Source organism: Neorhizobium sp. SOG26 (assembly GCF_003491345.1).
Taxonomy (GTDB): Bacteria; Pseudomonadota; Alphaproteobacteria; order Rhizobiales; family Rhizobiaceae; genus Neorhizobium; species Neorhizobium turbinariae.
Map to the genome: position 1 here is coordinate 105249 of NZ_CP025513.1, position 23152 is coordinate 128400.

The 23152-nt window shown below is 60.0% G+C and carries 19 protein-coding genes; 6 read left to right on the plus strand and 13 right to left on the minus strand.

What is annotated here, in order from left to right; translation table 11 throughout:
• The first annotated feature begins 53 nt into the window (after positions 1-53).
• On the plus strand, positions 54-3083 hold the full coding sequence (locus CYG48_RS17125) for a DEAD/DEAH box helicase (protein ID WP_245450575.1): 3030 nt from the start codon (positions 54-56) through the stop codon (positions 3081-3083).
• Here CYG48_RS17125 and CYG48_RS17130 read toward each other — a convergent pair.
• From CYG48_RS17130 to CYG48_RS17170, 9 genes are all read right to left on the minus strand, one after another.
• Complete coding sequence (locus CYG48_RS17130) at positions 3080-4195, minus strand: mannitol dehydrogenase family protein (protein ID WP_118851808.1); 1116 nt, start codon at positions 4193-4195, stop codon at positions 3080-3082. The genes CYG48_RS17125 and CYG48_RS17130 overlap by 4 nt on opposite strands.
• 11 nt (positions 4196-4206) lie before the next feature.
• Positions 4207-4536: an L-rhamnose mutarotase gene (locus CYG48_RS17135; protein WP_118851809.1), complete on the minus strand. Its 330-nt coding sequence runs from the start codon at positions 4534-4536 to the stop codon at positions 4207-4209.
• A gap of 1 nt (position 4537) precedes the next feature.
• On the minus strand, positions 4538-5359 hold the full coding sequence (locus tag CYG48_RS17140) for an amidohydrolase family protein (RefSeq protein ID WP_118851810.1): 822 nt from the start codon (positions 5357-5359) through the stop codon (positions 4538-4540).
• A 1-nt stretch (position 5360) separates the two neighbouring features.
• Complete coding sequence (locus CYG48_RS17145; RefSeq protein ID WP_118852814.1) at positions 5361-6371, minus strand: aldo/keto reductase; 1011 nt, start codon at positions 6369-6371, stop codon at positions 5361-5363.
• Between the two features lie 70 nt (positions 6372-6441).
• A complete protein-coding gene (locus CYG48_RS17150) occupies positions 6442-7386 on the minus strand; it encodes an ABC transporter substrate-binding protein (protein ID WP_118851811.1) in 945 nt (314 codons plus the stop codon).
• Between the two features lie 74 nt (positions 7387-7460).
• On the minus strand, positions 7461-8486 hold the full coding sequence (locus CYG48_RS17155; protein WP_245450630.1) for an ABC transporter permease: 1026 nt from the start codon (positions 8484-8486) through the stop codon (positions 7461-7463).
• Positions 8487-8523: 37 nt separating this feature from the next.
• Complete coding sequence (locus CYG48_RS17160) at positions 8524-10062, minus strand: sugar ABC transporter ATP-binding protein (RefSeq protein ID WP_445304360.1); 1539 nt, start codon at positions 10060-10062, stop codon at positions 8524-8526.
• A gap of 172 nt (positions 10063-10234) precedes the next feature.
• Positions 10235-11278 carry a LacI family DNA-binding transcriptional regulator gene (locus CYG48_RS17165; protein WP_118852817.1) on the minus strand — a complete coding sequence of 348 codons (1044 nt, stop codon included), beginning with the start codon at positions 11276-11278 and terminating at the stop codon, positions 10235-10237.
• Positions 11279-11317: 39 nt separating this feature from the next.
• Positions 11318-12229 carry an SMP-30/gluconolactonase/LRE family protein gene (locus CYG48_RS17170; protein WP_118851812.1) on the minus strand — a complete coding sequence of 304 codons (912 nt, stop codon included), beginning with the start codon at positions 12227-12229 and terminating at the stop codon, positions 11318-11320.
• A gap of 312 nt (positions 12230-12541) precedes the next feature.
• On the opposite strand from CYG48_RS17170, the gene CYG48_RS17175 reads away from it, so the two are divergent.
• The 5 genes from CYG48_RS17175 (at position 12542) to CYG48_RS17195 (ending at position 18401) form a co-directional block, all read left to right on the plus strand.
• The gene (locus CYG48_RS17175; protein ID WP_118851813.1) at positions 12542-13663 is read left to right on the plus strand and encodes a sugar ABC transporter substrate-binding protein; all 1122 of its coding nucleotides are present in this window, start codon (positions 12542-12544) and stop codon (positions 13661-13663) included.
• Positions 13664-13733: 70 nt separating this feature from the next.
• Positions 13734-15272, plus strand: a complete 1539-nt coding sequence (locus CYG48_RS17180; protein WP_118851814.1) for a sugar ABC transporter ATP-binding protein — start codon at positions 13734-13736, stop codon at positions 15270-15272.
• Positions 15269-16249 (plus strand): ABC transporter permease, encoded by a 981-nt coding sequence (locus CYG48_RS17185; RefSeq protein WP_118851815.1) that lies wholly within the window; start codon positions 15269-15271, stop codon positions 16247-16249. Before CYG48_RS17180 ends, CYG48_RS17185 begins: the two co-directional genes overlap by 4 nt.
• A 20-nt stretch (positions 16250-16269) precedes the next feature.
• A complete protein-coding gene (locus CYG48_RS17190) occupies positions 16270-17232 on the plus strand; it encodes an ABC transporter permease (protein ID WP_118851816.1) in 963 nt (320 codons plus the stop codon).
• 83 nt (positions 17233-17315) lie between these two features.
• Entirely contained in the window at positions 17316-18401 is a 1086-nt protein-coding gene (locus CYG48_RS17195) for an ABC transporter ATP-binding protein (RefSeq protein WP_118851817.1), read from the plus strand.
• Positions 18402-18448: 47 nt separating this feature from the next.
• Here the strand turns inward: CYG48_RS17195 and CYG48_RS17200 are convergent, their stop codons facing one another.
• The 4 genes from CYG48_RS17200 to arfA form a co-directional block, all read right to left on the minus strand.
• On the minus strand, positions 18449-19291 hold the full coding sequence (locus CYG48_RS17200; protein ID WP_118851818.1) for a carbohydrate ABC transporter permease: 843 nt from the start codon (positions 19289-19291) through the stop codon (positions 18449-18451).
• Complete coding sequence (locus tag CYG48_RS17205; RefSeq protein ID WP_199925360.1) at positions 19288-20172, minus strand: carbohydrate ABC transporter permease; 885 nt, start codon at positions 20170-20172, stop codon at positions 19288-19290. Before CYG48_RS17205 ends, CYG48_RS17200 begins: the two co-directional genes overlap by 4 nt.
• Before the next feature lie 66 nt (positions 20173-20238).
• Positions 20239-21513: an extracellular solute-binding protein gene (locus tag CYG48_RS17210; protein ID WP_118851820.1), complete on the minus strand. Its 1275-nt coding sequence runs from the start codon at positions 21511-21513 to the stop codon at positions 20239-20241.
• A 48-nt stretch (positions 21514-21561) separates the two neighbouring features.
• Positions 21562-23070, minus strand: a complete 1509-nt coding sequence (arfA, locus tag CYG48_RS17215) for an arabinosylfuranosidase ArfA (protein WP_118851821.1) — start codon at positions 23068-23070, stop codon at positions 21562-21564.
• Positions 23071-23152: the final 82 nt, after the last annotated feature.

Sequence of the window (23152 nt, forward strand, 5' to 3'; positions counted from 1 at the left end):
ACTGCCTACCGTATGATCGCGTGCCGCCATCGCGGCATTGCATGGGCGTGCGCATGGACGCGTTGCGGATCTGGAAAACGTCGAGCGACACACCGCGCCTCCTGCTGACTTCGGTGGAAGCAGCACTTCAACGGGTTCCGCCGATGGGCGTCATCACGGATAGCCGGATGGAGCTTGCCGTGGGAGAGCCGTTCGATCGGGAGGCTTTTTCCAGCTTCACCCAACGGACCGGATATGTGGAAGAAGGCGTCGCCGACGATCCTGGCGAATTGGTTGTGCGCGAAGGCGGCGTGATCGACATCTACCCAGGTGGCGCGCCAGGCCCGATGCGGATTGTCCTGTCCGAGGACGACAAGGTCAAGGAATTGAGAGGTTTTGACCGGGTCTCGCAACGGACAGAAAGTTATCTGGAGCGGGTAACCATCGGTCCTGCCTCGGAAGCCATTCCGAGTGACGGTGTCATGGACGAACTGGCGTCAAAACAGGAGACGATGGAGCGCGTGCTTCTGCGCCTCTACCAGGACATGCCGTCTGTCTTCAACCTGTTGGGCGATGCGAAAGTGCTTCTTGCGCCGGATGCGGACGAGCGGGTTGGTCGATATCTCGAGATCATCGGGGACGCTTACCAGTCCCGCCAGAGCTTCGGCGAAACCGAGACCTCCGCCTCTCGATCGATCTACCTCGATCGTGAGGAATGGGGTCGATGCGTCGGCAAATCAGCAAATGTATTGGCACTTGCGGCAGGAGAGCTGTCGGTGGCGCCGGCCGACGGTGATCCACGAAGGGCATTAGCCAAGTTCGCTCGCGAAAGCATGGCCGAAGGGCGCACGGTCGTGGTTGCCGGGAGGAGCAACGGCTCAAGCACGCTTTTCCGGCGCCTTGCGAAGGCCGCGGGGACAGAGGCTCGAACCGTTGATCGATGGGAGCAGGTGCTCGAGGCAAAGCCGGGAAGCCTGCTGAAGCTATCGTGCGATCTGAATGAGGGTTTCATCGATCCGGAACGGAACATCGTGGTTCTCACCGCGGCCGGTGGTATCAGGACAAAGGGCAGCCAGAACAGGCTGCTCACCGAACCCGAACTTCAGATCGGCGATGTCGTTGTTCATGAAGACCACGGCGTAGGCGTTCTGAAGGATCTTGAAAGCATCACGGTGGAGGACGCTGCACGAGATGCCGCTCGCCTGGAATATCGCGACAACGGCTCCGTGCTTGTGCCCATGGAGGACTTCGGCAAACTGTGGCGGTACGGGTCGGAACCCGAGGCCGTCACGCTTGATCGCCTCCATACCGACGCCTGGGCGAAGAAGCGGGAGAAGATGGCCGCCGATATTCAGTCCACCGCGCGGCATCTGCTGAAGCTGGCCAAACAGCGGCTGGACGCGCAGGCGCAAACTTTCGTGCCGCCGCGTGCGGCATTCTCCGCTTTCATCCGCCGCTTCCCGTTTACGGAGACGCAGGATCAGGCGGAGGCGGTCGAGGCTGTTCTTTCCGATCTGGCTTCCGGTCGCCCGATGAACCGCCTGGTCTGCGGAGATGTTGGCTTCGGCAAGACCGAAATTGCACTACGCGCTGCCGCAGCCGTTGCACTTTCCGGCGGACAGGTGGTGCTGATCGCACCAACCACTGTGCTGGCCCGCCAGCACTTCACCACGTTCCGGCGTCGCTTTGCGGAGACGGGCGTTGAGGTTGGCATGTTGTCTCACCTGCTCAAGTCCAGCGAAGCCAAGGAGGTGAAGACGGCGCTCGCCGAAGGCCGGATGGGCGTTGTCGTGGGAACGCAAGCGCTTCTTGCAAAGGACGTCCAGTTCGCCAACCTGTCTTTGCTGATCGTGGATGAGGAACATCGGTTCGGGGTAAAGGAAAAGCGGGCGATGACGAAGCTCGCGCCCACCCTTCACACGCTCATCATGTCAGCGACGCCGATACCGCAGACATTGCAATCGGCGATGATGGGAATTCAGGAGGTAAGCCTCCTGACAACGGCTCCAGCGAGGCGCAGGCCGATCCGCACCTCACTCGCCGATTTTGACCAGGCCTCCATGCGGACCGGCCTGATGCGCGAATATCGGCGCGGTGGACAGAGCTTCGTTGTCGTGCCTCGCATCGAGGATATTGAGGAGGTTGAGGCGATCTTGCGGAAGATCGTCCCTGAACTTTCCGTCAAAGTCGCTCATGGCAAGATGCGGGCGGCGGAGATTGATGAGGTCATCGTTGGTTTTGCCGAGGGCGATGGCGACATCCTGCTCGCCACCAGCATTATCGAAAACGGCCTCGACGTGCCGCGCGCCAACACGATGTTCGTCTGGCATGCCGACCGCTTCGGGCTCGCGCAACTTCATCAGTTGCGCGGCCGCGTCGGCCGCGGCGCGGCACAAGGCGTCGCGACGTTGTTGACCGAAGCAGGAGCCGAACTGGCTGAAGAAACACGGCTGCGGCTTTCGACACTTGTTGAACATGATCGCCTGGGGGCGGGTCTTGCGATCAGCCTCCGCGACCTGGACCTGCGCGGCGGCGGGGATATCGCAGGAGAGGATCAGGCCGGGCACATGAAGGTGATCGGCACGGGCCTCTACCAACAGTTGCTCGCTGCTGCGGTGGCAAAGTTGCGCAAGCAGCCCGTGGTCAGCCAGGAACGACCCATCCTGAACCTCGGCAACGTGGGAACCATACCCACCGATTACGTTTCGGACCCGGCGGTAAGACTGAACCTTTATGGCCGGCTGCTGCGGGCGTCCAAACTGCGCGAGATCAACGACCTGGAAGAAGAGTTCGAGGACCGGTTTGGCGAGCCCCCGCAGGACGTGCTGCTTCTGTTGCGTACAACGAGGCTGCAAGTTGTCGCAGCACGGTTAGGCATCACAAAGCTGGAAGCCGGTCCGAAAGCACTTGCGATGACGCTGACACTCAAGACGCCCTCTAGGGCCATCACCGCTCTGACGAAGAAGGGCAAAGGCGTGCGGCGGGAAGACCGGCTCATCTTCGAGCAGGCGTACCAGGATAGCGACGAACAGATCCGGTTTTTCGAGAAGATCATGTCCGGCGTGAGCGGAGCCGCCAAAGGGAGTGCGGACAGAACGATCTAGGCATGCGGATACTTATCCACGATGGCCTGAAGCTTCGGTGACGGCGTCTTCGACCATTTGAGAAAGGCGCCAAGGCGCCGCGCGACCTTCAGGGCGTGGTTGCTGGCGATGTCCGCAATGCGGTGATCCAGGAAAGGGTTGTCGAAACGCTCCAGTGTGGTTGCGACATAGGCTCGTGCCTGTTCACCCATGCCTTGAGCCGCAAAACCGCCCATGACCTCGATGTCATAGATGTCGAGCAACCGCGCGCGCACGGCAGGATCTGACATGATTTCGCGGACAAACTCGTCCTTGCGCCTGTTCTCGGCAAGCCAGATCTCGGCAAGCACGGTGTGTCCCAGGTTCAGGATATGCAGCTTCAGCCTCTCGAACGGCTCTATGTCGTCCACAAGCTGGATGGAGGGATGGCGGCACGGCAGAACGAGACCAGGCGCTCGCTCGATAGCCCACAACGCATAAGGCTCGGCGACAGCGCCTGCCGGCTCAAGCGGCTCGGACACGATGCGGTCCACCAGCGTATTGGCAAAGATCACGTGGGCATCAAGCCAGGCCAGAAAGGCGGGCTCATCTCCACGCCGCTCCGCGATCCTCATCACCCGCGCCTTGAGCACGGGGCCATTGCCGTTGATCAGTTCGCAAGGCAAAACGGTGATGGGCTCACCGCCTGCCTGGAAACGCGCATGAAGCAGCTGCGCCAGCTTCCCCGGAAAGGACGCGGCTGGTTCGCTCCCGTCAAGCGAACCGGAGTCGTCACTGGACACTTCATATCCCGCATCACCCGTGTTGGAGATGATGAACCGCGATTGACGGGCAAAGAGATCCACAATCTCCGGCCAATGTGTTGCCGTCGACAACCCGCGTTTGACGCTTTTGACCGCCACTCGTCGTTCGACCTTTTGGCCATCCTCAAGACCGCGTATGATGACCGGGAATCCGTCGGGATCCGAGAAGGCAGCAAGGCGCCCCACCCGCTCGGCCGAGCCGGATGTCTGGACAATGGTGACAGGCAGGACCGCCTGCCCCGCTTCCGCCGCCTCGTGAAGAAAAAGGTCGGCATGCGCCTGAAGGAAGCGGCTCGTGCCGAACTGGAGAATGATCCCGTCGACGGTCATGCGCACCGCCCTCAATCGAGATGGAATACTTCATCCATCATGGCCCACCATTCACCCTCCGCCCGGGTCTCAAGCGGCTTCTGGCAGGGGATGCAGTAGGACCACCATTCCTGGTTCTTTTCACTCGCAGCCATCTTTGCCATGTCGGCTGCAAAATCAGTGCCGTGATATTCCCAGTAGCCGAACAATAGGTTCTCCGGCTCGCGCAGGAAGATTGAATAGTTGCGGATGTTGCAGCTGGAGATCAGTTGCAGGATCTCAGGCCATACCGCCGCGTGCAGTGCCTTGTATTCCTCAACCTTGTCCGGCTGCAGGCCGATCACCATGCCCATTCTCTGCATTTCAGTACCCCTTCAGCCCATAAACGCGGATCGCATTGCCGCCCATGATCGCATCCTGATCCGCTTGCGGTACAATGTGGAGACACTGGTTGATCCATCCCGAATATGAACCGGCGAGGTTCAACACCGGCCAGTCGCTGCCCCAGATCACCCGCTCCGCGCCAAACAGTTCCAGAATTGTCTCGATGTAAGGCCGAAGCGCCTCCTGGCGCTGTTCGCCGGCTTCGGTGAGCAATCCGGACAGCTTGCAATGCACATGGGAAAGCTTCGCGAGCCGCAACATCGCATGCCGCCAGCCGGTGAAGTGCCCCGAGGCAATCCTAGGCTTTGCGCCATGATCGATCACGATCGGCAGGCCAGGATACCGTGACGCGAACGCGTGGAGTGCCGGGAGATGTGGTTCCAGAACCAGCGCGTCGAAAACCAGGCGATGCTCGATCATGGCCTCCACCGCCGGCGCCAGCGCCGGATCATCGATCCAGTTCGGATCCGCCAGGTCTTGCAGCATTGGCCTCAGGCCTTTCAGCTTGTCAGCCTTGGCAAGCTCGGCAATCACTTGCGGTGCGTCAGGCGCCTTCAGATCTGCCCAGCCGACGACGCCGAGAACGAAGTCATGATCGCGGGCAAGCTCGAGCAGAAACCGTGTATCTTCCAGGCTCGGCAGCGATTGCACGAGCACCGTGCCTGAAACACCCGAAGTCTTCATCTCCGGAATGAGGTCCGCGGGGAGAAAATCGCGATGGATGGCAGCGAGCTCTGGGGGAGGCCAAGCGCCCAGACGGTCCTTCAGCAGCCAGAAATGCTGATGCGCATCGATGACCATCTTAAACGGCACCTTCGATAGGCGCATCGGCAGCAATGACGCCCCTGTCCTTGAGCCGGCTCCAGAAAGAAGCGGGAATGTCCTGTCCGAACCAGCTTACATTGGCATTCATCTGCTCTGCATTGCGAGCGCCCGACACGATGGTGACCACGGCCGGATGTAGTGCTGGAAAGGCCAGCGCCGCGGCCTGCATGGAAACACCTTCGGCCTTGCAAGCAGCCTCGATTTCGTCAACGCGTGCAAGAATTTCAGCGGGAGCGTCGGCGTAGTTGAACTTCCGGTTGCCGGCCAGAAGGCCGGAATTGAAGGCACCGGCGATAACGATACCGACACCCTCTCGTTGGCAACGATCCAGAAGCGGAAGGCTCTCCTGTTCCAGCAAGGTGTAACGACCGGCAAGCATGGTGACGTCAATGTCGAACTCGTCCATGGCCTGCGCGACCACCTGCCATTCGTTGACCCCAAGCCCTACGGCCTTCACCAGGCCACCAGCACGCAGTTCACCGAGAGCACGGAACCCGCCACCTGTTGTAAGCTGATCCCAATAATGTTGATGCCGATCGCCATGTGTGGCGCGGCCGATGTCATGGACATACAAAATGTCGGGCGCGAAGATGCCGATCCGCTGCCGGCTCGCTTCAAATGAGCGCATGACCGCGTCGTAGCTGTAGTCATAGGTTGGACGGAACGGAAGCGGCTCAACATAAGCGTCCTCCTCCGGCCCAACCGTCGCATCGGGCACCATGATGCGGCCGACCTTGGTGCTCAGCACATAGTCATCACGCTTTTGATCCGTCACCATCGTGCCGAGGCGGCGTTCGCTGCGCGTATATCCATAGAACGGCGCCGTATCGAAATAGCGGATGCCGGCATTCCATGCGGCCTCAAATGCACCAAGCGACTCCTGATAGCTGGTGAGGCGGTAAAGATTGCCCATCTGGGCACAACCAAGCCCCATAAGCGTGAACGAGACGTCGCGATTGCGCAGCTTGCGCTTGTCCGAAACCTTCATGATGCCCTTATATCTGATCTTGGTCTGGAAGAGGCGCGCGAACATCAGCCCGCGCGCCGGGATCCACCTCTTAGTAGAGGACGTTTTGCGCTTCCGGCTTGTCGATGTTGTCCTTGGTGACAACAACAACGCCAGTGTCGATGGTCTTTTCTACCTTCTCCTTGTTGAGGATCTTCACCAGCGTCGCCACGCCCATCTCACCCATCTGATAGGAACCCTGGACGACGGTCGCCGCCAGTGTGCCGTCCTTGACGAATTCCTGCAGGTCCTGGTTTCCATCGAAACCGACGGCAATCACCTGGCCGCTCTTGCCGGCCTGCTTGATTGCACGGCCCATGCCGATCGCGGTGGGCTCATTCGCGCCAAAGATTCCCTTCAGGTCGCTGTTGGCCGCCAGCACGTCAGTCACCTGGTTGAGCGCAGTGGCCATCTGGGACTGCGAATAATACGGCCCGACGATCTCAAGCTTAGAATTCGCCTTGATGTAGTCGGTGAAACCGCCAACGCGGCCAATTTCCGAGCCGGCACCGGCGACATAAGACATAACGGCGATTTTCCCGGTCGTGCCAACCTTGTCGATCAGTGCCTGTGCTGCGAGTTCGCCGGCTTTCTTGTTATCTGTGGCAAGGAACGACTGGTAATACTTGTCGGCGCCGTCGGCGAGTTGGCTGTCGATGATGACGACCGGAATGCGGGCTTCCCATGCCTTCTTCACCGCCGGCACCAGTGCGTCCGGATCAGACGGCGCCAGCAGGATCGCTTCCACCTTACGGTTGACGGCATTCTCGACCATGTTGACCTGGTCGGCGATCGCAGATTCCGACGCCGGTCCTTGGAAGGTCATCGTATGCTTGTCTTTGACTTCAGCAATCGCGGCATCTGCACCCTTCTGGACGTTCTGCCAGAAGGTCGAGTTGACCGTCTTGACAATGACGGCAATTTCTCCGGCGGAACCCGCGGATGCGCTTGCAAGCGCAATAGCCGAGGCCAGCAGCACAGTTTTCAGTTTTCCCATTTTCTCCTCCACAAGACGGGACCCGAACCGGGGTCCAAAGCGGGGGAAGGTGCTTCCCCTTCCCGACATCTTCCTCAGCGGCGGTTGCGCAACTGGTCGATCCAGACGGTCGCCAGGATCACAAGTCCGATGATGATCTGCTGCGTGAAGGCCGAGACGCCGTTCATGTTCAAGCCATTGCGCAGGATGCCGATCACGAAGGCGCCGATGAAGGTGCCGGAGATCGTGCCGACGCCACCGATCAGCGAGGTGCCGCCAATCACCGCGCTTGCAATCGCATCAAGCTCGTACATGACGCCTTCGTTGGGCTGCGCCGTCACGAGACGGGACATCAGCACACAGCCTGTAAGACCGGCCAGGGTGCCCGAGATCAGGTAGGTGTAGATGGTGACCCGCGAGACGTTGACGCCGGAAAGCCGTGCCGCATCCGCATTGGAGCCGATTGCATAAACGTGACGACCAAAGACGGTGCGGTTCAGCACATAGGCGGACGCAACAGCAATGATGATCATCAGGACGACCGGGTATGGGATTCCGGGGAAAGCCACGACCGGAAAACCCTGCTCGTCAATCGACTCGAAGCGAAGCAGCGACCCATTGCCGAGAACGCCAAAGCTTTCGCCAAGACCTGAGACGGCGCGGGCACCGGTGATCTGCAGCGCGACGCCGCGGGCAATCAGCATCATGCCAAGCGTGGCAATGAACGGAGGCAGTCTCAGCTTGGTGACGACGATGCCGTTGATCATCCCGCAGAGCGACCCTGTCAGGATACCTAGCACCATGCCAAGCCAGACCGGCAGTTGCAGTTCCTTGACCGCCAGCGCGGCAACGACGCCCGCCAGCGCCAGGACGGAACCCACAGAAAGATCGATACCGCCAGTGATGATGACATAGGTCGCGCCGATCCCCAGAAGCGCAATCGACGTCACCTGCAGGGCAATCGTCATGCCGTTGCCGACGGTGAAGAAGGCGCTGCTGGTTGCAGAGAAAAAGGCAGTGAGGACAACAAGGCTGGCGAGAGCCGCAAACTTTTGGATGATATCTTTCTGCCGCTCGCTGAGCCGTCCGGTCTTCACAGTCGGAGCTGCTCGTTGCTGCATATCCTTTTCGCCGGTCACGTCGGCCATTTCAGTATCCTTATTGCGCACGCCGGCCACTGCCGGACGCGTAATGCATGATCTCTTCCTGGTTTGTGTCGCGCGTGGTCAGCGTGGCGGTGATCCGCCCTGCGTGGAAGACAGCGATGCGGTCCGTCATTCCGAGAACTTCCGGCAACTCCGAGCTGATCAGCACCACGGCGATTCCACGCGCCGCCAGTTCGTCCATGATCTGGTAGATCGCAAACTTGGCGCCGATATCGATGCCCCGCGTCGGCTCGTCAAAAAACATCACCCGCGGCTCGCGGAACAGCCATTTGCCGATGATGATCTTCTGCTGGTTGCCGCCCGACAACAGCCTCACCGGCTGGGTGAGGCTCGGCGTCTTGATGTTCAGCAGATCGACATAATGCTGGCTGGCATCATGATGTTTCTTCCGATCAATGATGCCGAAGCGGTTGCTGACACCGTCCATCCGCGCCATCATCAGGTTCGCGTCAACGGGCATCTTGATGGCGAGGCCATTCGCCTTGCGATCTTCCGACAGATAAGCGATCCCTGCCTCGATCCCGTTACGCGGATCAGTGATCTTCAGCTCCTTCCCATCCAGGGTAATCGTACCGGAGTCGAGCGGATCGGCGCCAAAGATGGCGCGAGCGACTTCGGTGCGGCCCGCCCCCATCAATCCGGCAAACCCAAGGATCTCGCCGCGCCGGATCTCGAAGCCGATGTCGGAAAACACTCCATGCCGCGTCAGGCCGCTTGCCGAAAAGATGACGTGCTCGCCCGGTACTCGCGTCGGCTCTGGATATTTATCTTCCAGCGAACGCCCGACCATGCGCGCGACGATGTCGTCGAGCGTCAGATCCGCAAAATCATCCGTCGAGATATACCGCCCATCGCGCAGGACCGTGACGCGATCGACAATCTCGACCATCTCATCCAGCCTGTGGGAGATGTAGATGATGCCGGTGCCCTGCGCCTTGAGATCGCGGATCACCTTGAAGAGGAGTTGCGCCTCCTGCTCCGTCAGCGATGACGTCGGCTCATCCATGATGAGGACTGCAGCATCAAGAGATAGTGCCTTGGCGATCTCCACCATCTGGCGCTGCGCAACCGAGAGCGCCCGCACCTGCACGGTCGGGTCGATGTTCACACCGATCCGGTCGAGGCAGCGGCGAGCAGCGGCGATCAGTTTCCTTCGATCAACGAGAAAACCGCGCCGCGGCTCGCGCGCGAGATAGATGTTTTCCGCGACGGTAAGATGCGGAACAAGGTTGAGTTCCTGGTGGATGATCGCGATGCCGACCGCTTCCGACTGAAGCGTTGAGCTGAACCGCATTGGTTCACCCTTGAAGGTAATCGACCCTGAGTTCGGCTGGTAGACGCCGCTGATGATCTTCATCAAAGTCGATTTGCCTGCACCATTCTCACCGCAGACGGCGTGAACCTCACCGGCGCGCAGGTCGAAGTTGACGCCCGACAGCGCCTTGACCCCAGGAAACTCCTTGGAGATGTTTTCCAACCTCAGCAACACGCGCGCTGGCGCGGTCGCGGCAATAGCAGATGCTCCCATCATCGCGCCCTCCTCCAGTGCTTGATGCACCCGCAGAAAAGCGCCAAAAGTAAAATTGGTCAAGCCGATTTCTTCGAAGGTGCTTCGCCGTACGATAAAAGGCGCTTGCAAAACGCAACGAGGTCGCTTTGGTAAAACCACTTATGCCGACGCCCCTGAACATCAGGCCGCTGTTTTACGCAGGCTTCCACCTCGGCGCGAAGGCTCTTGCGGTGCTTTCACGGGCCTGCAGGCGGAACCCGAGATCGAGGTAGCGTGCCTCTTCCGTTTCACCTGACAAACGACGACGAACCATCTGCACCGCGTGTCGGCCAGTCTCATACCTTGGAGTGGTGACGCTGGTCACGCAGGGATGCGCAGCGCGCATCAGGTCGAGATCGTTGAAGCCGCAGATCCCGATGCGGTGCGGCACGCTGATCGCACGCCGTTGGCACTCGAAGAGCACGCCCAGGGCAAGATCGTCGTTATTGCAGAAGACGGCATCAAGGTCATGGTTCCGCGCCAAGGCCTCCGCCAGCAGTTCGCCGCCGAGCGGCACGCTGGATGGTGTTGGCGTCGTGGTAATCAGAGTCGGATCGAACATGCCGGCTTCTTCCAGAGCGCGCTGGTAGCCGGCCATGCGACGCTGCGAGCGTGGATCCATGCGCGCGCCGATGAATCCGATCCGGCGATAGCCGGCGTGGACAAGGTGCTCCGTCGCCGCCTTTCCCGCCTCGAAGTGCGAGAAGCCGACCAGCATGTCGATTGGCTCTTCGTGGTATTCCATCACCTGCACCACCGGGCAGCCAGCGGCCTTGAGGAGCTTCACCGTTGGACTCGACTGGTCGATGCCGGCGAGGATCAATCCGGATGGTCGCTGGCCAAGGAACATGCGCACAAGCCGTTCCTCTTCCTGCGGAGAGTAATGGGTGTTGCCGATCTGGACCTGCAACGTGCTGTCATCCAGCGCGTCATAGATGCCCCTGATAAAGTCGGCGAAGACGATATTCGTCAGCAACGGCACAAGGACGGCAATGACGTCTGCGCGCGAGGAGGCAAGGGCGCGCGCATTGACGTTTGGCTGGTAATGGAGTTCGGCAACAGCGCCGTCGACCAGCCGGCGCAACTCCACCGAGACCAGCGACGGATCGCGCAGCGCCCGAGAGACGGTGATTGGTGAAACGCCGGCCAGCCGCGCCACATCATTGATGGTGGGCCGGCCACTGCTGCGCCGTCCCATCTTCTTGACCGGCTCATTGACGTCGAGTTCTTCCACCGGTCAGGACAGCCTCGCACCGTTGACCATGAGCCGGATGGCGTAGAGAGAACTCGTCGCGCAGATATAGAGAATGTTGCGCTTCGGCCCGCCAAACACGCAGTTGGCCGTCGTTTCGGGAACAAGGATCTTGCCGATCAAGGTGCCGTCCGGATCATAGCAGTGGACGCCGTCCCCGGCACTCGTCCAGATTCGCCCGTCCTCATCAAGCCGGAAACCATCAAACAGGCCAACCGTACAGTCGGCAAAGACACGGCCGCCGGACACCTTGCCCGCCCGGTCCACGTCGAAGACACGCATGTGGGCCGGGTAATGCTCACCGTGAGTTCGCCCGGTATCGACGACATACAATTGGCTCTCATCCAGCGAGAAGGCGAGGCCGTTGGGGCGCACCATGTCAGTGATCACCGGCTCGATTGCCATCGTCTGCGGGTCCACACGGTAAACGTGGCAGGCGCCGATTTCGCTCGGTGCTCGATGACCCTCATAGTCAGTGTCGATCCCGTAGGTCGGGTCGGTGAACCAGATCGAACCGTCCGAGCGAACGACCACGTCGTTGGGTGAATTCAGCCGCTTGCCATCCCATCGATCGGCGATCGTGACGACGCTACCGTCATGTTCGGTGCGACTGACCCGGCGACCGCCGTGCTCGCAGGTTACGAGTCTTCCGTGGCGGTCCGTGGTGTTGCCGTTGGAGAAGTTCGCTGGCTGCCGGAAAACGCTGACATGCCCGTCGTTCTCGTCATACCGCAACGTGCGGTCATTGGGGATGTCGGACCAGATCAAATAGCGTCCGCCTGCAAAGTAAGCTGGCCCCTCGGCCCAGCGGCATCCGCCGTAAAGCTGCTCCAGTCGAGCGCTCGGATTGACCAGACGTGCGAAGCGTGCATCCAGCACCTGAAAATCTACGGCCATCGTTCCTCCCCCGAATGATACCAATCCAACAATGCTGATAGCGCTAACTTTATGCAAGTGGCACGGCCGCGCCAACGAATACTTCCAAAACACTTCAACGTTAAAATAATCCGACAAGTTGTTTCCGCAAAATCCTCTTTACAGTGAAATATGGTAGCGCTACCCATTAAGGACGGTGCGGCTGGTGAGGAGACTTTGCTGCGCTGTTTGGGAGATGGCCGCCGTGAGCGACGCCAAGGGAGTCGTGTCTGTATCGTGCCTCGCGACCACGCGAGAGAGCTCGTGCAAGCGCGCCAAAGGGAGGGAAAGCCGATGAAATCCGTGATACGTGGTGTTGTCGCAGCAACTGCATTCCTCATGCTGGGCTCGGCATCTTACGCTGAGCCAGAAGTCGTTTCAGGCCCGTCTGCCGATCCGGAGTGCTTTGCACCCTGGTCTGCCGAGACCAAGTTCTACAAGTTCCCCAAGAAGGATGGCCCGTTCCGCATTGCGCTCGCGAACGGCTATATCGCCAATACCTGGCGCATCCAGATGGTGCAGACGGCCAAGGCCTATGCTGCCCAGCCGGACGTCGCCGCCAAGCTGAAGGAATTCAAGGTCGTTTCGACAGGAGAGGATGTGCCGGCGCAGATCTCGGCCATCAACAACTTCATTGACTCTGGTTACGACGCGATCATCGTCAACGCCCAGAACCCGACCGCCTTTGCACCAGTCATCAAGCGGGCCAAACAGGCCGGCGTCGTTCTCGTCGCGTTTGACAATATTCTCGACACGGAAGACGCGATCAACGTCAATGTCGACCAGAAGGGCCTCGGTGAGCTTTGGGGCGACTGGCTGGTGAAATACCTGCCGAATGGTGGAAAGGTGCTCGAGGTTCGCGGCGTTGCTGGAACCTCTGTCGACACCGACCGTCATACCGGGCTTCACGAGAAGCTGCAGGCTTCGGGCAAGGAGTTCAAGGTGACCGAGGTCATGGGCAAATGGGACGACGGCGTGGCCCAGAAGGTCGCGGCTGACGCGATCGCCACCAATGGCCCGTTTGACGGCATCACCGCCCAGGGTGGCGACACCGGCGTGGTGCAGGCGATGATTGACGCCAAGCACCCATTCGTTCCGTTTGGCGGCGAGACCGAGAACGGTTTCCGCAAGCTTTGCGCGAAGCATTCGGCGGACGGGTTGAAGTGCACCTCGGCAGGCTCGGGACCGGCACAGGTGGCCGTGGCCATCAAGACGGCAATTGCAGCTCTTGAGGGTCAGGTCATCCCGCAGGAGGTCAAGCTGCCGCTGGCGATCACCTCGGATGGCGAGTTCAAGGAAGGGCAGGATTACTTCCCAACGGAGTCCGACAATTTCTTCGTTGGCAACTCCTTCCCGACGTGCGGGATCAACTTCACTGCCCAGGAGATTATGGGGCAGACAAAGGAAAATCAGTAGCCATCATGGAATTGGCAGGCACGAAGCCGATCGGCCTCGTGCCTGCTTCGCTCATGTCCCGGAGAAAATGATGCAGCAGTCTGATGACCTTTTCCGTATGGAAGGCATATCCAAACGTTACGGAGGGGTCAGGGCGCTTGAGCAGGCCAGCCTCACGCTGAAGGCCGGCAGAATCCACGCGCTCCTGGGGGAAAACGGCGCAGGCAAGTCGACGCTGATCAAGATCATGTCTGGCGTTGTGTCGCCTGATCAAGGCACCATGCTCATGGACGGGCAGCCGGTGACGTTCCCCTCGCCGGCGGCCGCCAACGATGCCGGCGTGGTCTGCGTCTTTCAGGAACTGTCACTCATTCCGGAACTTAGCGTTGCGGACAACATCATGGTATCCAGGCCGCCCACCCGTTTCGGCATGATTGACCGGAGGGCGCAACGTCAGATAGCCGAAGAGGCGCTGGCGCGCACGGGCGCCTCCGACATACATCCGCTTGCTCTCGTCAAGGACCTGCCGCTGTCACGCCGGCAGATGGTGGAAATTGCAAAGGCGCTGGCCCGCAAGCCGCGCATCCTCATTCTCGACGAGGCGACATCCGCCTTGACGGCGGGCGATGTCCGGAAAGTCTTCGAGGTCTTGAAGCGTCTTCGCAACGAACGGCTGGCGCTGCTCTACATATCGCATCGGATGAACGAGATCGCCGAGCTCGCGGACGACTGCACCGTGTTCCGTAATGGCAGCAATGTCGCAAGCTACCCCGCCGGGACAAAGAGCGATGAAGACGTGATCGAGATGATGATCGGTCGCGAATATCATAGCGCTTACCCGTCGAAACCTGAGCCCGTGCCGGACAAGAAGCCGGTCCTTGACGTTCAGAACCTCTCCTGGGGTGACCGCCTTCACGACATTTCCTTCTCGCTGAAAGCGGGCGAGATCGTTGGCCTCGGCGGGTTGGATGGCCAGGGGCAGAGAGACCTGCTGCTTGCCCTGTTCGGCGTGCTTCGCGATGTTAAGGGCACTGTTCTCGTAGATGGCGAACCCGTGCGAATAGAAAGCCCGACACAGGCGCGCGACCATGGCATCGGCATGGCGCTCATACCCGAAGACCGGAAGACCGAAGGACTCATGTTACCGATGACGGTGCGTGAGAACCTGTCATTTGCGGCCCTTGACCAACTCGCTAAGAGCGGCGTCATCGACGGCAAAAAGGAGCAGACGCTCATCGACCGCATGATGAAGTTGCTTTCGATCAAGGCCGGCAACCTTGATGTGCCCGTAGGCACGCTTTCAGGTGGTAACCAGCAGAAGGTCGTCATCGCCAAATGGTTGATGCGCAGCCCGCGGATCGTGCTGCTGAACGACCCGACCCGAGGCATCGACGTTGGCACGAAGCAGGAAATCTACCAGTTGCTGCGCCGGCTGGCCGATGAAGGTGCCGCTATTCTCTTTTATTCGACCGACTATGCCGAATTGATCGGCTGCTGCGACAAAGTTCTGGTTCTTTATGACGGCGCAGTGAAGCGGCAACTGGTGGGGTCCGAGATTACCGAACATGCTCTTCTCGCCAGCGCCCTAAACCTGCCCGAAGCGGAAAGAGTGCAGGAGCTCGCATCATGAAAGACTGGCGGTATTGGCTTTCAGCACAGCAAGGCACTTTGACCGCCGTTGCGATCTTCGTCGTGATGTTCGTCATCTACACGGCAAACCATCCAGCAGGGTTCACCGCCAATGTCGTCCAGACGGCTGCGAACAAGGGCGTGCTGCTGGCATTCGTCGCTATGGCGCAGACGCTTGTCGTGATCACAGCCGGCATTGATCTCTCGGTCGGCATGATCCTCCTGCTGACCAATTGTCTGGCGTCCTGGATCGTAATCGGCACACCCCTCGAAACAGCAATGGGCGTGATTGCGGTCCTGCTTGTCGGCGCGTTGTGCGGGGCGATCAACGGCGCCATCGTCATCTATGGCCGGTTACAACCGATCGTCACGACGATCGCGACAGGTGCCGTTTATTTCGGCATTGCGCTCCTCCTGCGGCCCTTCCCGGGCGGATCCGTCAATGAGGATCTGGCGGACGCGCTTACCGGCCGGCTGTTCGGCGTCATCCCGAGCAGCCTTGTTGCGCTGGCGGGCGTGGTGCTTGTCGTTTGGATCCCCTATAGCCGCAGCGTCTACGGTCGTGCGGCCTATGCCGCCGGTTCGTCCGAAACGGCCGCATACATGTCGGGCATGCCCATCCGCCGCGGCAAGTTCCTGAGCTACACGCTTGGCGGTCTGATCGCCGCCGTCGGCGGGCTCTTCCTGACTTTTTTCACCTATACAGGGGATGCAGCTCTTGCGAGCGGCAATGCCTATACGCTGTTCTCCATCGCGGCGGTGGTGCTGGGCGGGGTGTCTTTGTTTGGCGGCAAGGGCAGCGCGATCGGCGCCATCTTTGGCGCGCTCGCCTTCCGTACGATTGGCGACCTGCTGTTCGTCTTTGATTTCGACCCCATCTGGCAGCCCCTCTTCCAGGGCCTCATATTGCTTGTCGCTGTCAGCCTGGGAGCGATCGGCTTGGTCCGTGTCCGAAATAGGCTGGAGTGGTTCCTGTGAGTGAAACTGGAACGGTACGCATGACTGAACGCATGCCAAGCTTCGTCCGGCGGCTCGATCGGGCGGTGGTAATCGCTTTCGCCTGCATTGTCCTTCTTCTCATTTTGGGGAGCCTTTATTCCAGCAGCTTCCTCTCGCCGGAATACCTGCTGCAGCAGTTGAAAGTGGCCTCCTTCCTGGGTGTCATTGCCACGGGTATGATGCTGGTCATCCTGCTTGGCCAGATCGACCTTTCCGTGCCTTGGGCAGTCTCCACGGGCGCCATGATGGCCTGCGCGGCCGCCGCCTATGGCGACGTGGGCGCGGCCTTCGCTATCCCGTTTGGGATCTTGTGCGGCGTCGCGATCGGCGTCGTCAACGGCCTCGGCGTCGCCTATCTGCGCATCCCGTCGATGATCATGACGCTCGCCACCAATGCTGTCGCCCAGGGTGCCATGGTGGTTTACACCGGCGGCTTCTCCCCGCAGGACAGCGCCACCGGTGCCATGCGCTTCCTCGCTACAGGATCGATCATCCCCGGCATTCCGAACGTCGTAATCATCTGGGCACTTGTTGGCGCCGGAATGGTATTCGTGCTGACGCGTACGAGCTTCGGGCGATGCGTCTATGGCATCGGGAATCGCGAGCGGGCGGCTTATCTGTCAGGCATCAACACGCGGCGCATCGTAATGATAGCGTTTGCCGTGGCCGGCGGGCTGTCTGCGCTTGGTGGCATCCTGCTCGCAGGCTATGCTTCGAAGGCTGCGCAATCCATGGGTGACGCGTACCTGCTGCCGGCAATTGCCGCAGTCGTTCTTGGCGGAACCTCGATCATCGGCGGTCGTGGCTCTTACCTTGGCACCATCGCGGGCGTGATCCTCATCACGCTCCTGCAATCGATCCTGTCGGTGATGCAGATGCCTGAAGCCGGGCGCCAGATCATCTACGGCCTCGTCATCATTGTCATGCTGCTGCTTTACGGGCGCACAGCAGCTGAGCGGTGAAGCGCGAATATTTCCAGCCAGCATCCGTATCTTGACTTCCGATACATACCGGAAAGAATGATGCGAGCTCTGGGAGGAGATGGATGGCGGAAATTCGTCTGGAGAATGTATCGAAAAGCTTCGGTTCGGTATCGGTCATCAAGGACATCTCGCTGTCTGTCGAGGCGGGGGAACTCGTCGTCTTCCTTGGGCCTTCCGGATCGGGCAAATCGACGCTTCTTCGCATGATCGCCGGGCTTGAGACGATCGACTCCGGCTCCCTTACTATCGGCGGCGTGCGCAGCGAGACGCTGCCGCCGGGCCAGCGCAATGTTGCGATGGTATTCCAGAATTATGCTCTTTATCCGCACATGAGCGTGCGGGACAACATGGCCTTCGGGCTCCAGAATATTGGCCTTCCAGCGACGGAGATCGAAACGCGGGTGTTGACCGCTGCCCGCATGCTGGAGATGGAGCATCTACTGTCGCGCAAGCCCGCACAGTTATCCGGTGGGCAACGGCAACGGGTGGCCATTGGCCGGGCGATCGTCAAGGAGCCGAAGGCCTTTCTCTTCGATGAACCGCTGTCGAACCTCGATGCCGCGCTACGCGCGCGCACCCGGGTCGAGCTCGCCCAGCTTCATCAGCGCATGAAGGCGACGATGATCTATGTCACGCATGACCAGACGGAGGCGATGACGCTCGCAGACCGCATCGTCGTTCTCAACCAGTGCAAGATCGAGCAGATCGGGACGCCGATGGAGGTCTACCTCAAGCCCGCTTCGCGCTTCGTTGCAGGGTTCATCGGAAGCCCCGGCATGAATTTTCTTCCCGTCGAAGTTCTGCGCCCCGGGCGGACGCCGGTGCGGCTCGGAAACGGGTTCGAGTTCGAGATCGAAGCACCTGTTCCCCAAGCCGGGAAGTTTGATCTCGGTATCCGGCCGGAATCAGTGCGGATCGTGGCGGCGGGTACCGACCCATCCCGTCCCACGACAACGGCGCAGGTGGGGGTCGTGGAACAACTCGGCGAACGCACGCTTGCGTATTGCACGCTCGAAGATGGCTCCCAGCTTGTTGCGCAGGATAGCGGACGCTCGAGCGTGCGCCCCGGTGATCGCGTGCAGGTGGGCCTGGATCCTACGGCGGTTCATCTGTTTGACGCAGACGGAAGATCCTATCAAGCCGCTTGAGTCACCGCGGCAGGGCTCTCGCTCAAGCGAATGCGAAAGGCGTGGCCCTACCCCTTGATGCCCGCCGACAGGGTGATCGCTTCCGTCACCCTTCGCTGGAAGATCAGGTAGACGAGCGCCACCGGCAGACCAGCAAGCACCGCCGCCGTCAATTGCCGTGCATAATAGACGCCGAATGCATCATTGACCTGGGTGATGCCGACGGTGATCGTCATCATGTTGGTCTTGGTTACCGCCAGGAACGGCCACAGGAACGAATTCCACGACCAGATGAAGCACACGATCGACAGCGCCGTGGTGACACCCCAGTTCATGGGGATATAGACCCGCGTCAGGATGCGCCACTCGGAAGCGTTGTCCATCACCGCCGCCTCGCGAAAATCCTTCGGCACGCCATCGAAGAACTGCTTGTAGACGATGATGATGACCGGGTGGATGAGCTGCGGCAGCACGATGCCGCTCCATGTGTTGATAAGGCCGAGATCCGCCACCAGCTCGAAATGATTGATGATCAGGGTTTGCATCGGGACCATGAAGCTTGCCAGGATGAGCCACCAGAGCATGCTCCGAAACGGAAACTTCAGCTGCGAGATGGCGTAGCCGCAGAAGAGCGACGAGCTGACTGTGAGCACGGTGACGGCCGCCGCGGTCACGATCGAGTTGATGTACCAACGGCCGATTTCCGTCTTAGTCAACGCAAATACATAGTGCGACAGCGTGGGGGTATCCGGCCACAGCTCGATATAGGGCCGCACCACTTCGTCCTCCGGCTTCAGCGACGATACCACTGCCCAATAAAGCGGGAAGGCCCAGACCACGGCACACAACACGGTAATCACGGTGATGACGAGGCCGATGTTGTTCAGCCGACGTGCGGTTGCTGCTGTCATCGTGATCGCCCTCCCGAAAGGCGCGTCAACTGGAAGTTCAACACCGACACGACGATGACGATAATGAACAGCACGACAGCCACGGCCGCTGCCCTGCCCCCCTGGTCTGACTGGAAGGCTCTCTGGAACACGTAATAAACCAGCACGACGTTGTCGTTCGGGCGCCCCCCGGTCGAAAACAGATAGACCTGGTCGAAGATCTTGAGCTGGGAGATCAACTGGATCGTCAGCACCAGCGCAGTGATCGGCCACATCAGGGGCCAGGTGATGCGGCGAAAGGTCGACCAGATGCCGGCATTGTCCAACGCCGCGGCTTCGTAGATCTCAGCTGGTATGGCGCGCAATCCCGCAAGGAACAAGAGAATCGAAAAGCCGGCCGTCCACCAGATCGTGATCACACCCACCGCCGGCATGAACCACGCCGTCGACTTGAAGACCGGAATGCGCTGGATGCCGAGCAGGTCAAAGACATGCATCGCGATGCCGAACTGGAAGTTCAACGTCCAGTCCCAGAGGAGATAGACCACCGAGACCGGGAGAATATACGGCAGGAAGAACAGGGCGAGGATCGCGGCCTGAAGCCGCCCCCTAAGGCGATTGACGCCGAGCGCAATGGCGAACGCGATAAGGGTCCCCGGCACGACGGTGATGAGGACAAAGTATGCCGTGTTCCAAACTGCGGTGTTGAACCTCCGGTCAGACGCGAGACGCGTGTAATTGTCGAAGCCGACATAATTTCCCCCGCCGATCAGCGGCGCATCCGTGAGGCTGATCATGAAGAGCTTGATCGTCGGGTAGACGAAGACAAGGCCATAGATGGCGACGAAAGGCGCGACAAGCGCCAGGGCGAAAAGCGTCTCCCTGCGCCGGTTTCTGAGCATCATCCTCCCCCCCCTGCATTCAAACGCGTAAGGCCCGGGTGACCCTGGTCGCCCGGGCCAAGCTCGTCAAAGGTCCTCCAGACCAGCCTTGATCTCCTCGACTGCTTCTGCAGGCTCCATCTCGCCATTCAGCGTCGGCACGAAGAAGTTCGACATCACGTCGAAGATCGGCCCGGCGATGCCAGCGAGTGGCGTCTTCGGGTCGAAGATCATGTTGGTGGTGAGCGAGGAGTAGGTCGCATTCGGCTCCATCGCCTTGTATTCCGCCGAATTGGTCACGGGACCATAGGCGGGAATATGTCCGGCGGTCGCCCAAAACAGCGAGTTCTTCGAGATCCAGCTCATGACCTCCAGCACGGCCGCGCGCTTTTCCGGGCTCATCTCCTTGCCCTTGTTGGCCGGGATCGCGAAGCTGTGGCTGTCGGCATAGGTTGAAGGATGATCGAAGATCACCGGCAGTTCGACAGCACCCCAGTCGAAAAGCTTGCCGTTCTTGGCAAGGTCCGTCATCGTCGGGACCTCCCAGACGCCGTTGATCATCATCGCCGCCTCACCCGAGGTGAACAGCGCGACCGTTGCAGGATAGTCGGTATAGGTGGACTGCAGCCCCTCCTTGGTCCAGTCAGCCAGAACAGACAGCGCATTTTCGAGCTTCTTGGCGTTGTCGCCGGCAAGAAACTCCCCGTCTGTCATCAGTTCGCCGTCCTGCTGGCCCATGAACGAATAGATGGTGCGGAACATGAAGTTACCGTCGGCCGTCACAGAGCCGAGTGGGAACTTCACACCCGCCTCCTTCAGGGCCTTGAGTGTCGCGGTGAAGTTTTCGCGCGAGTCCATGCCCTTGGGCTTGCCGTCGTCGCCCAGTACGCCGGCCTTCTTCAGCAGGTCCTTGTTGTAGTAAAGCACGATCGGATGCGTATCGAGCGGCACGGCATATTGCTTGCCGTCGGAGGTCACCGCGTCCCAGGTGGCCGGCGCATAGTCGGACTGCGACAGCCCCATCGTCTTCCAGTGATCGGCCGTGATTTCCTGCAGGATACCCTGCTTGACCGCGAGCGGGATACGGCTCGCATGATAGGTCATGATATCCGGCGCCTCTCCCACGGCAGCAGATGTCTGGACCTTCGCGTAGAAGGGCGTCCCCCATTCAAGCGTCGTTGCATCGATCTTGATCTTGCCTTGATGAGCTGCGTTGAAGTCTGAGATGAGCTGCTTCATGCGCACGCCATCACCGCCGCTCAGGAAGTCCCACCACGTCACGGTTTCCTCGGCATGGGCGGCGGAGGCCATGAGACTGCCCGCCACAAGCACCGCCTTTGTCAGTCTGAACCAATTCGGCATGTCACTTTCCTCCCTAGACAGGCGGGATTTCACCGCCACCGATTGATCTTACAGTTGGATCCTGATCATGGAATACGAGTACGGCGGAACCGACAAACGAACGTCGTTGCCTTCCACCACCGCATCCGTCGTCTTGCGCGGAGCGACGTTGTCCGGATTGTCCTTGGTATTGCGCGCCTCCAGATCATCATGCTTGATCAGCGTGTGTTCAACGCTCCTGATGTTTCCGAAGCGCTCTACGCAAAGCTTGATGTTCGCCGACTCGGACCCGTGGCGGTTGATGGCGAAGAAGGTGAGCGTTCCTGCATCGCCGTCATGAACACCGGCAATATCGAGGTAAGGGACAGCATCCGCGACATCGGCCGTGTAGCTCGCGCAGTCCACATCAAGCTGTAGCGCAGTCCCCCGCCCATAACGAGACGCCAGATGAAATGGATGGTAGATCGTCTGCCGCCAGGAGGCGCCACCCGGCTCGGTCATGATTGGCGCGATCACGTTGACCAATTGCGCGATGCAGGCCACCCGCACGATGTCCGACCGGCGGATGAAGGTGTTGATGATACAACCGACCTGCAGCACATCCTCGAAATTGTAAATGTCCTCAAGCAGCACCGGAGCATGCGGCCAATCCCATTCGCGCATGCGCTTCGCGTCGTTCTTGCGCTCGTGATACCAGACGTTCCACTCATCAAAGGAGATCTTGACGTCTCGCTTCGAACGCTTGCCCGCCTTCACGAAGTCGATGACGCCGCTGACGGTGCCGATGTAGCGATCGAGCTTCTCAGGCAGGGCCAGGAATTCCGAGGTCTTCTTCTCGTAGTTCTCAAAATACATGTGCAACGAGATGTAATCGACCTGGTCGTAGGTCGCATCGAGAACGGTCGCTTCCCACTGGGGATAGGTCGCCATGTCGGAGTGGGAGGATCCGCAGACGACAAGCTCAAGCTTGTCATCGAAGGCGCGGATGGCCTTGGCTGTTTCGTTCGCCAGGTGACCGTATTCGGCAGCGCTTTTGTGGCCGACCTGCCAGGGGCCATCCATCTCATTGCCGAGGCACCAGAGCTTGACGTTCCACGGCTGCGCGCGGCCATTCTGGCGACGCAGGTCGGACCATTGGCTGCCACCGGGATGATTTACATATTCCACGAAGTTGCGCGCGGCATCCAGGCCACGCGATCCGAGATTGACCGCCAGCATCATCTCCGTGCCGGCAGCCTCAGCCCATTCGGCAAATTCATGTATGCCAACCTGGTTGGATTCGGATGTACGCCAGGCGAGGTCCAGGCGGGTCGGGCGGCTTTCCTTCGGGCCGATTCCATCTTCCCAATTGTAGGCTGAGACGAAATTGCCGCCGGGGTACCGGCAGACGGGCGTGTCGAGTTCGCGAACGAGGTCAATCACATCCTGCCGCATGCCGTTCGGGAGCGCTGTCGGATGATCGGGCTCGTAGATGCCAGTGTAGATCGCACGTCCTAGATGCTCGAGAAACGACCCGTAGAGGCGCTTGTCGATATCCGCGATTGTATAACGCGCATGCGCAGTAACCCGAGCGTCCAAAGCCCTCTCCTCCCGAGGCCATATCCATCTATTCGGTTTGTATCCGAATTGTTGGTATATGAGCCCGAACCGGCAGGGCGCG

What these genes read in the sequence shown, in the direction of transcription:
- CYG48_RS17125 (WP_245450575.1), top strand. Translation starts at nt 54, where the DNA reads ATGGACGCGTTGCGGATCTGGAAAACGTCGAGCGACACACCGCGCCTC.
- CYG48_RS17130 (WP_118851808.1), bottom strand. Translation starts at nt 4,195, where the DNA reads ATGACCGTCGACGGGATCATTCTCCAGTTCGGCACGAGCCGCTTCCTT.
- CYG48_RS17135 (WP_118851809.1), bottom strand. Translation starts at nt 4,536, where the DNA reads ATGCAGAGAATGGGCATGGTGATCGGCCTGCAGCCGGACAAGGTTGAG.
- CYG48_RS17140 (WP_118851810.1), bottom strand. Translation starts at nt 5,359, where the DNA reads ATGGTCATCGATGCGCATCAGCATTTCTGGCTGCTGAAGGACCGTCTG.
- CYG48_RS17145 (WP_118852814.1), bottom strand. Translation starts at nt 6,371, where the DNA reads ATGAAGGTTTCGGACAAGCGCAAGCTGCGCAATCGCGACGTCTCGTTC.
- CYG48_RS17150 (WP_118851811.1), bottom strand. Translation starts at nt 7,386, where the DNA reads ATGGGAAAACTGAAAACTGTGCTGCTGGCCTCGGCTATTGCGCTTGCA.
- CYG48_RS17155 (WP_245450630.1), bottom strand. Translation starts at nt 8,486, where the DNA reads ATGCAGCAACGAGCAGCTCCGACTGTGAAGACCGGACGGCTCAGCGAG.
- CYG48_RS17160 (WP_445304360.1), bottom strand. Translation starts at nt 10,062, where the DNA reads ATGATGGGAGCATCTGCTATTGCCGCGACCGCGCCAGCGCGCGTGTTG.
- CYG48_RS17165 (WP_118852817.1), bottom strand. Translation starts at nt 11,278, where the DNA reads ATGGGACGGCGCAGCAGTGGCCGGCCCACCATCAATGATGTGGCGCGG.
- CYG48_RS17170 (WP_118851812.1), bottom strand. Translation starts at nt 12,229, where the DNA reads ATGGCCGTAGATTTTCAGGTGCTGGATGCACGCTTCGCACGTCTGGTC.
- CYG48_RS17175 (WP_118851813.1), top strand. Translation starts at nt 12,542, where the DNA reads ATGAAATCCGTGATACGTGGTGTTGTCGCAGCAACTGCATTCCTCATG.
- CYG48_RS17180 (WP_118851814.1), top strand. Translation starts at nt 13,734, where the DNA reads ATGCAGCAGTCTGATGACCTTTTCCGTATGGAAGGCATATCCAAACGT.
- CYG48_RS17185 (WP_118851815.1), top strand. Translation starts at nt 15,269, where the DNA reads ATGAAAGACTGGCGGTATTGGCTTTCAGCACAGCAAGGCACTTTGACC.
- CYG48_RS17190 (WP_118851816.1), top strand. Translation starts at nt 16,270, where the DNA reads ATGACTGAACGCATGCCAAGCTTCGTCCGGCGGCTCGATCGGGCGGTG.
- CYG48_RS17195 (WP_118851817.1), top strand. Translation starts at nt 17,316, where the DNA reads ATGGCGGAAATTCGTCTGGAGAATGTATCGAAAAGCTTCGGTTCGGTA.
- CYG48_RS17200 (WP_118851818.1), bottom strand. Translation starts at nt 19,291, where the DNA reads ATGACAGCAGCAACCGCACGTCGGCTGAACAACATCGGCCTCGTCATC.
- CYG48_RS17205 (WP_199925360.1), bottom strand. Translation starts at nt 20,172, where the DNA reads ATGCTCAGAAACCGGCGCAGGGAGACGCTTTTCGCCCTGGCGCTTGTC.
- CYG48_RS17210 (WP_118851820.1), bottom strand. Translation starts at nt 21,513, where the DNA reads ATGCCGAATTGGTTCAGACTGACAAAGGCGGTGCTTGTGGCGGGCAGT.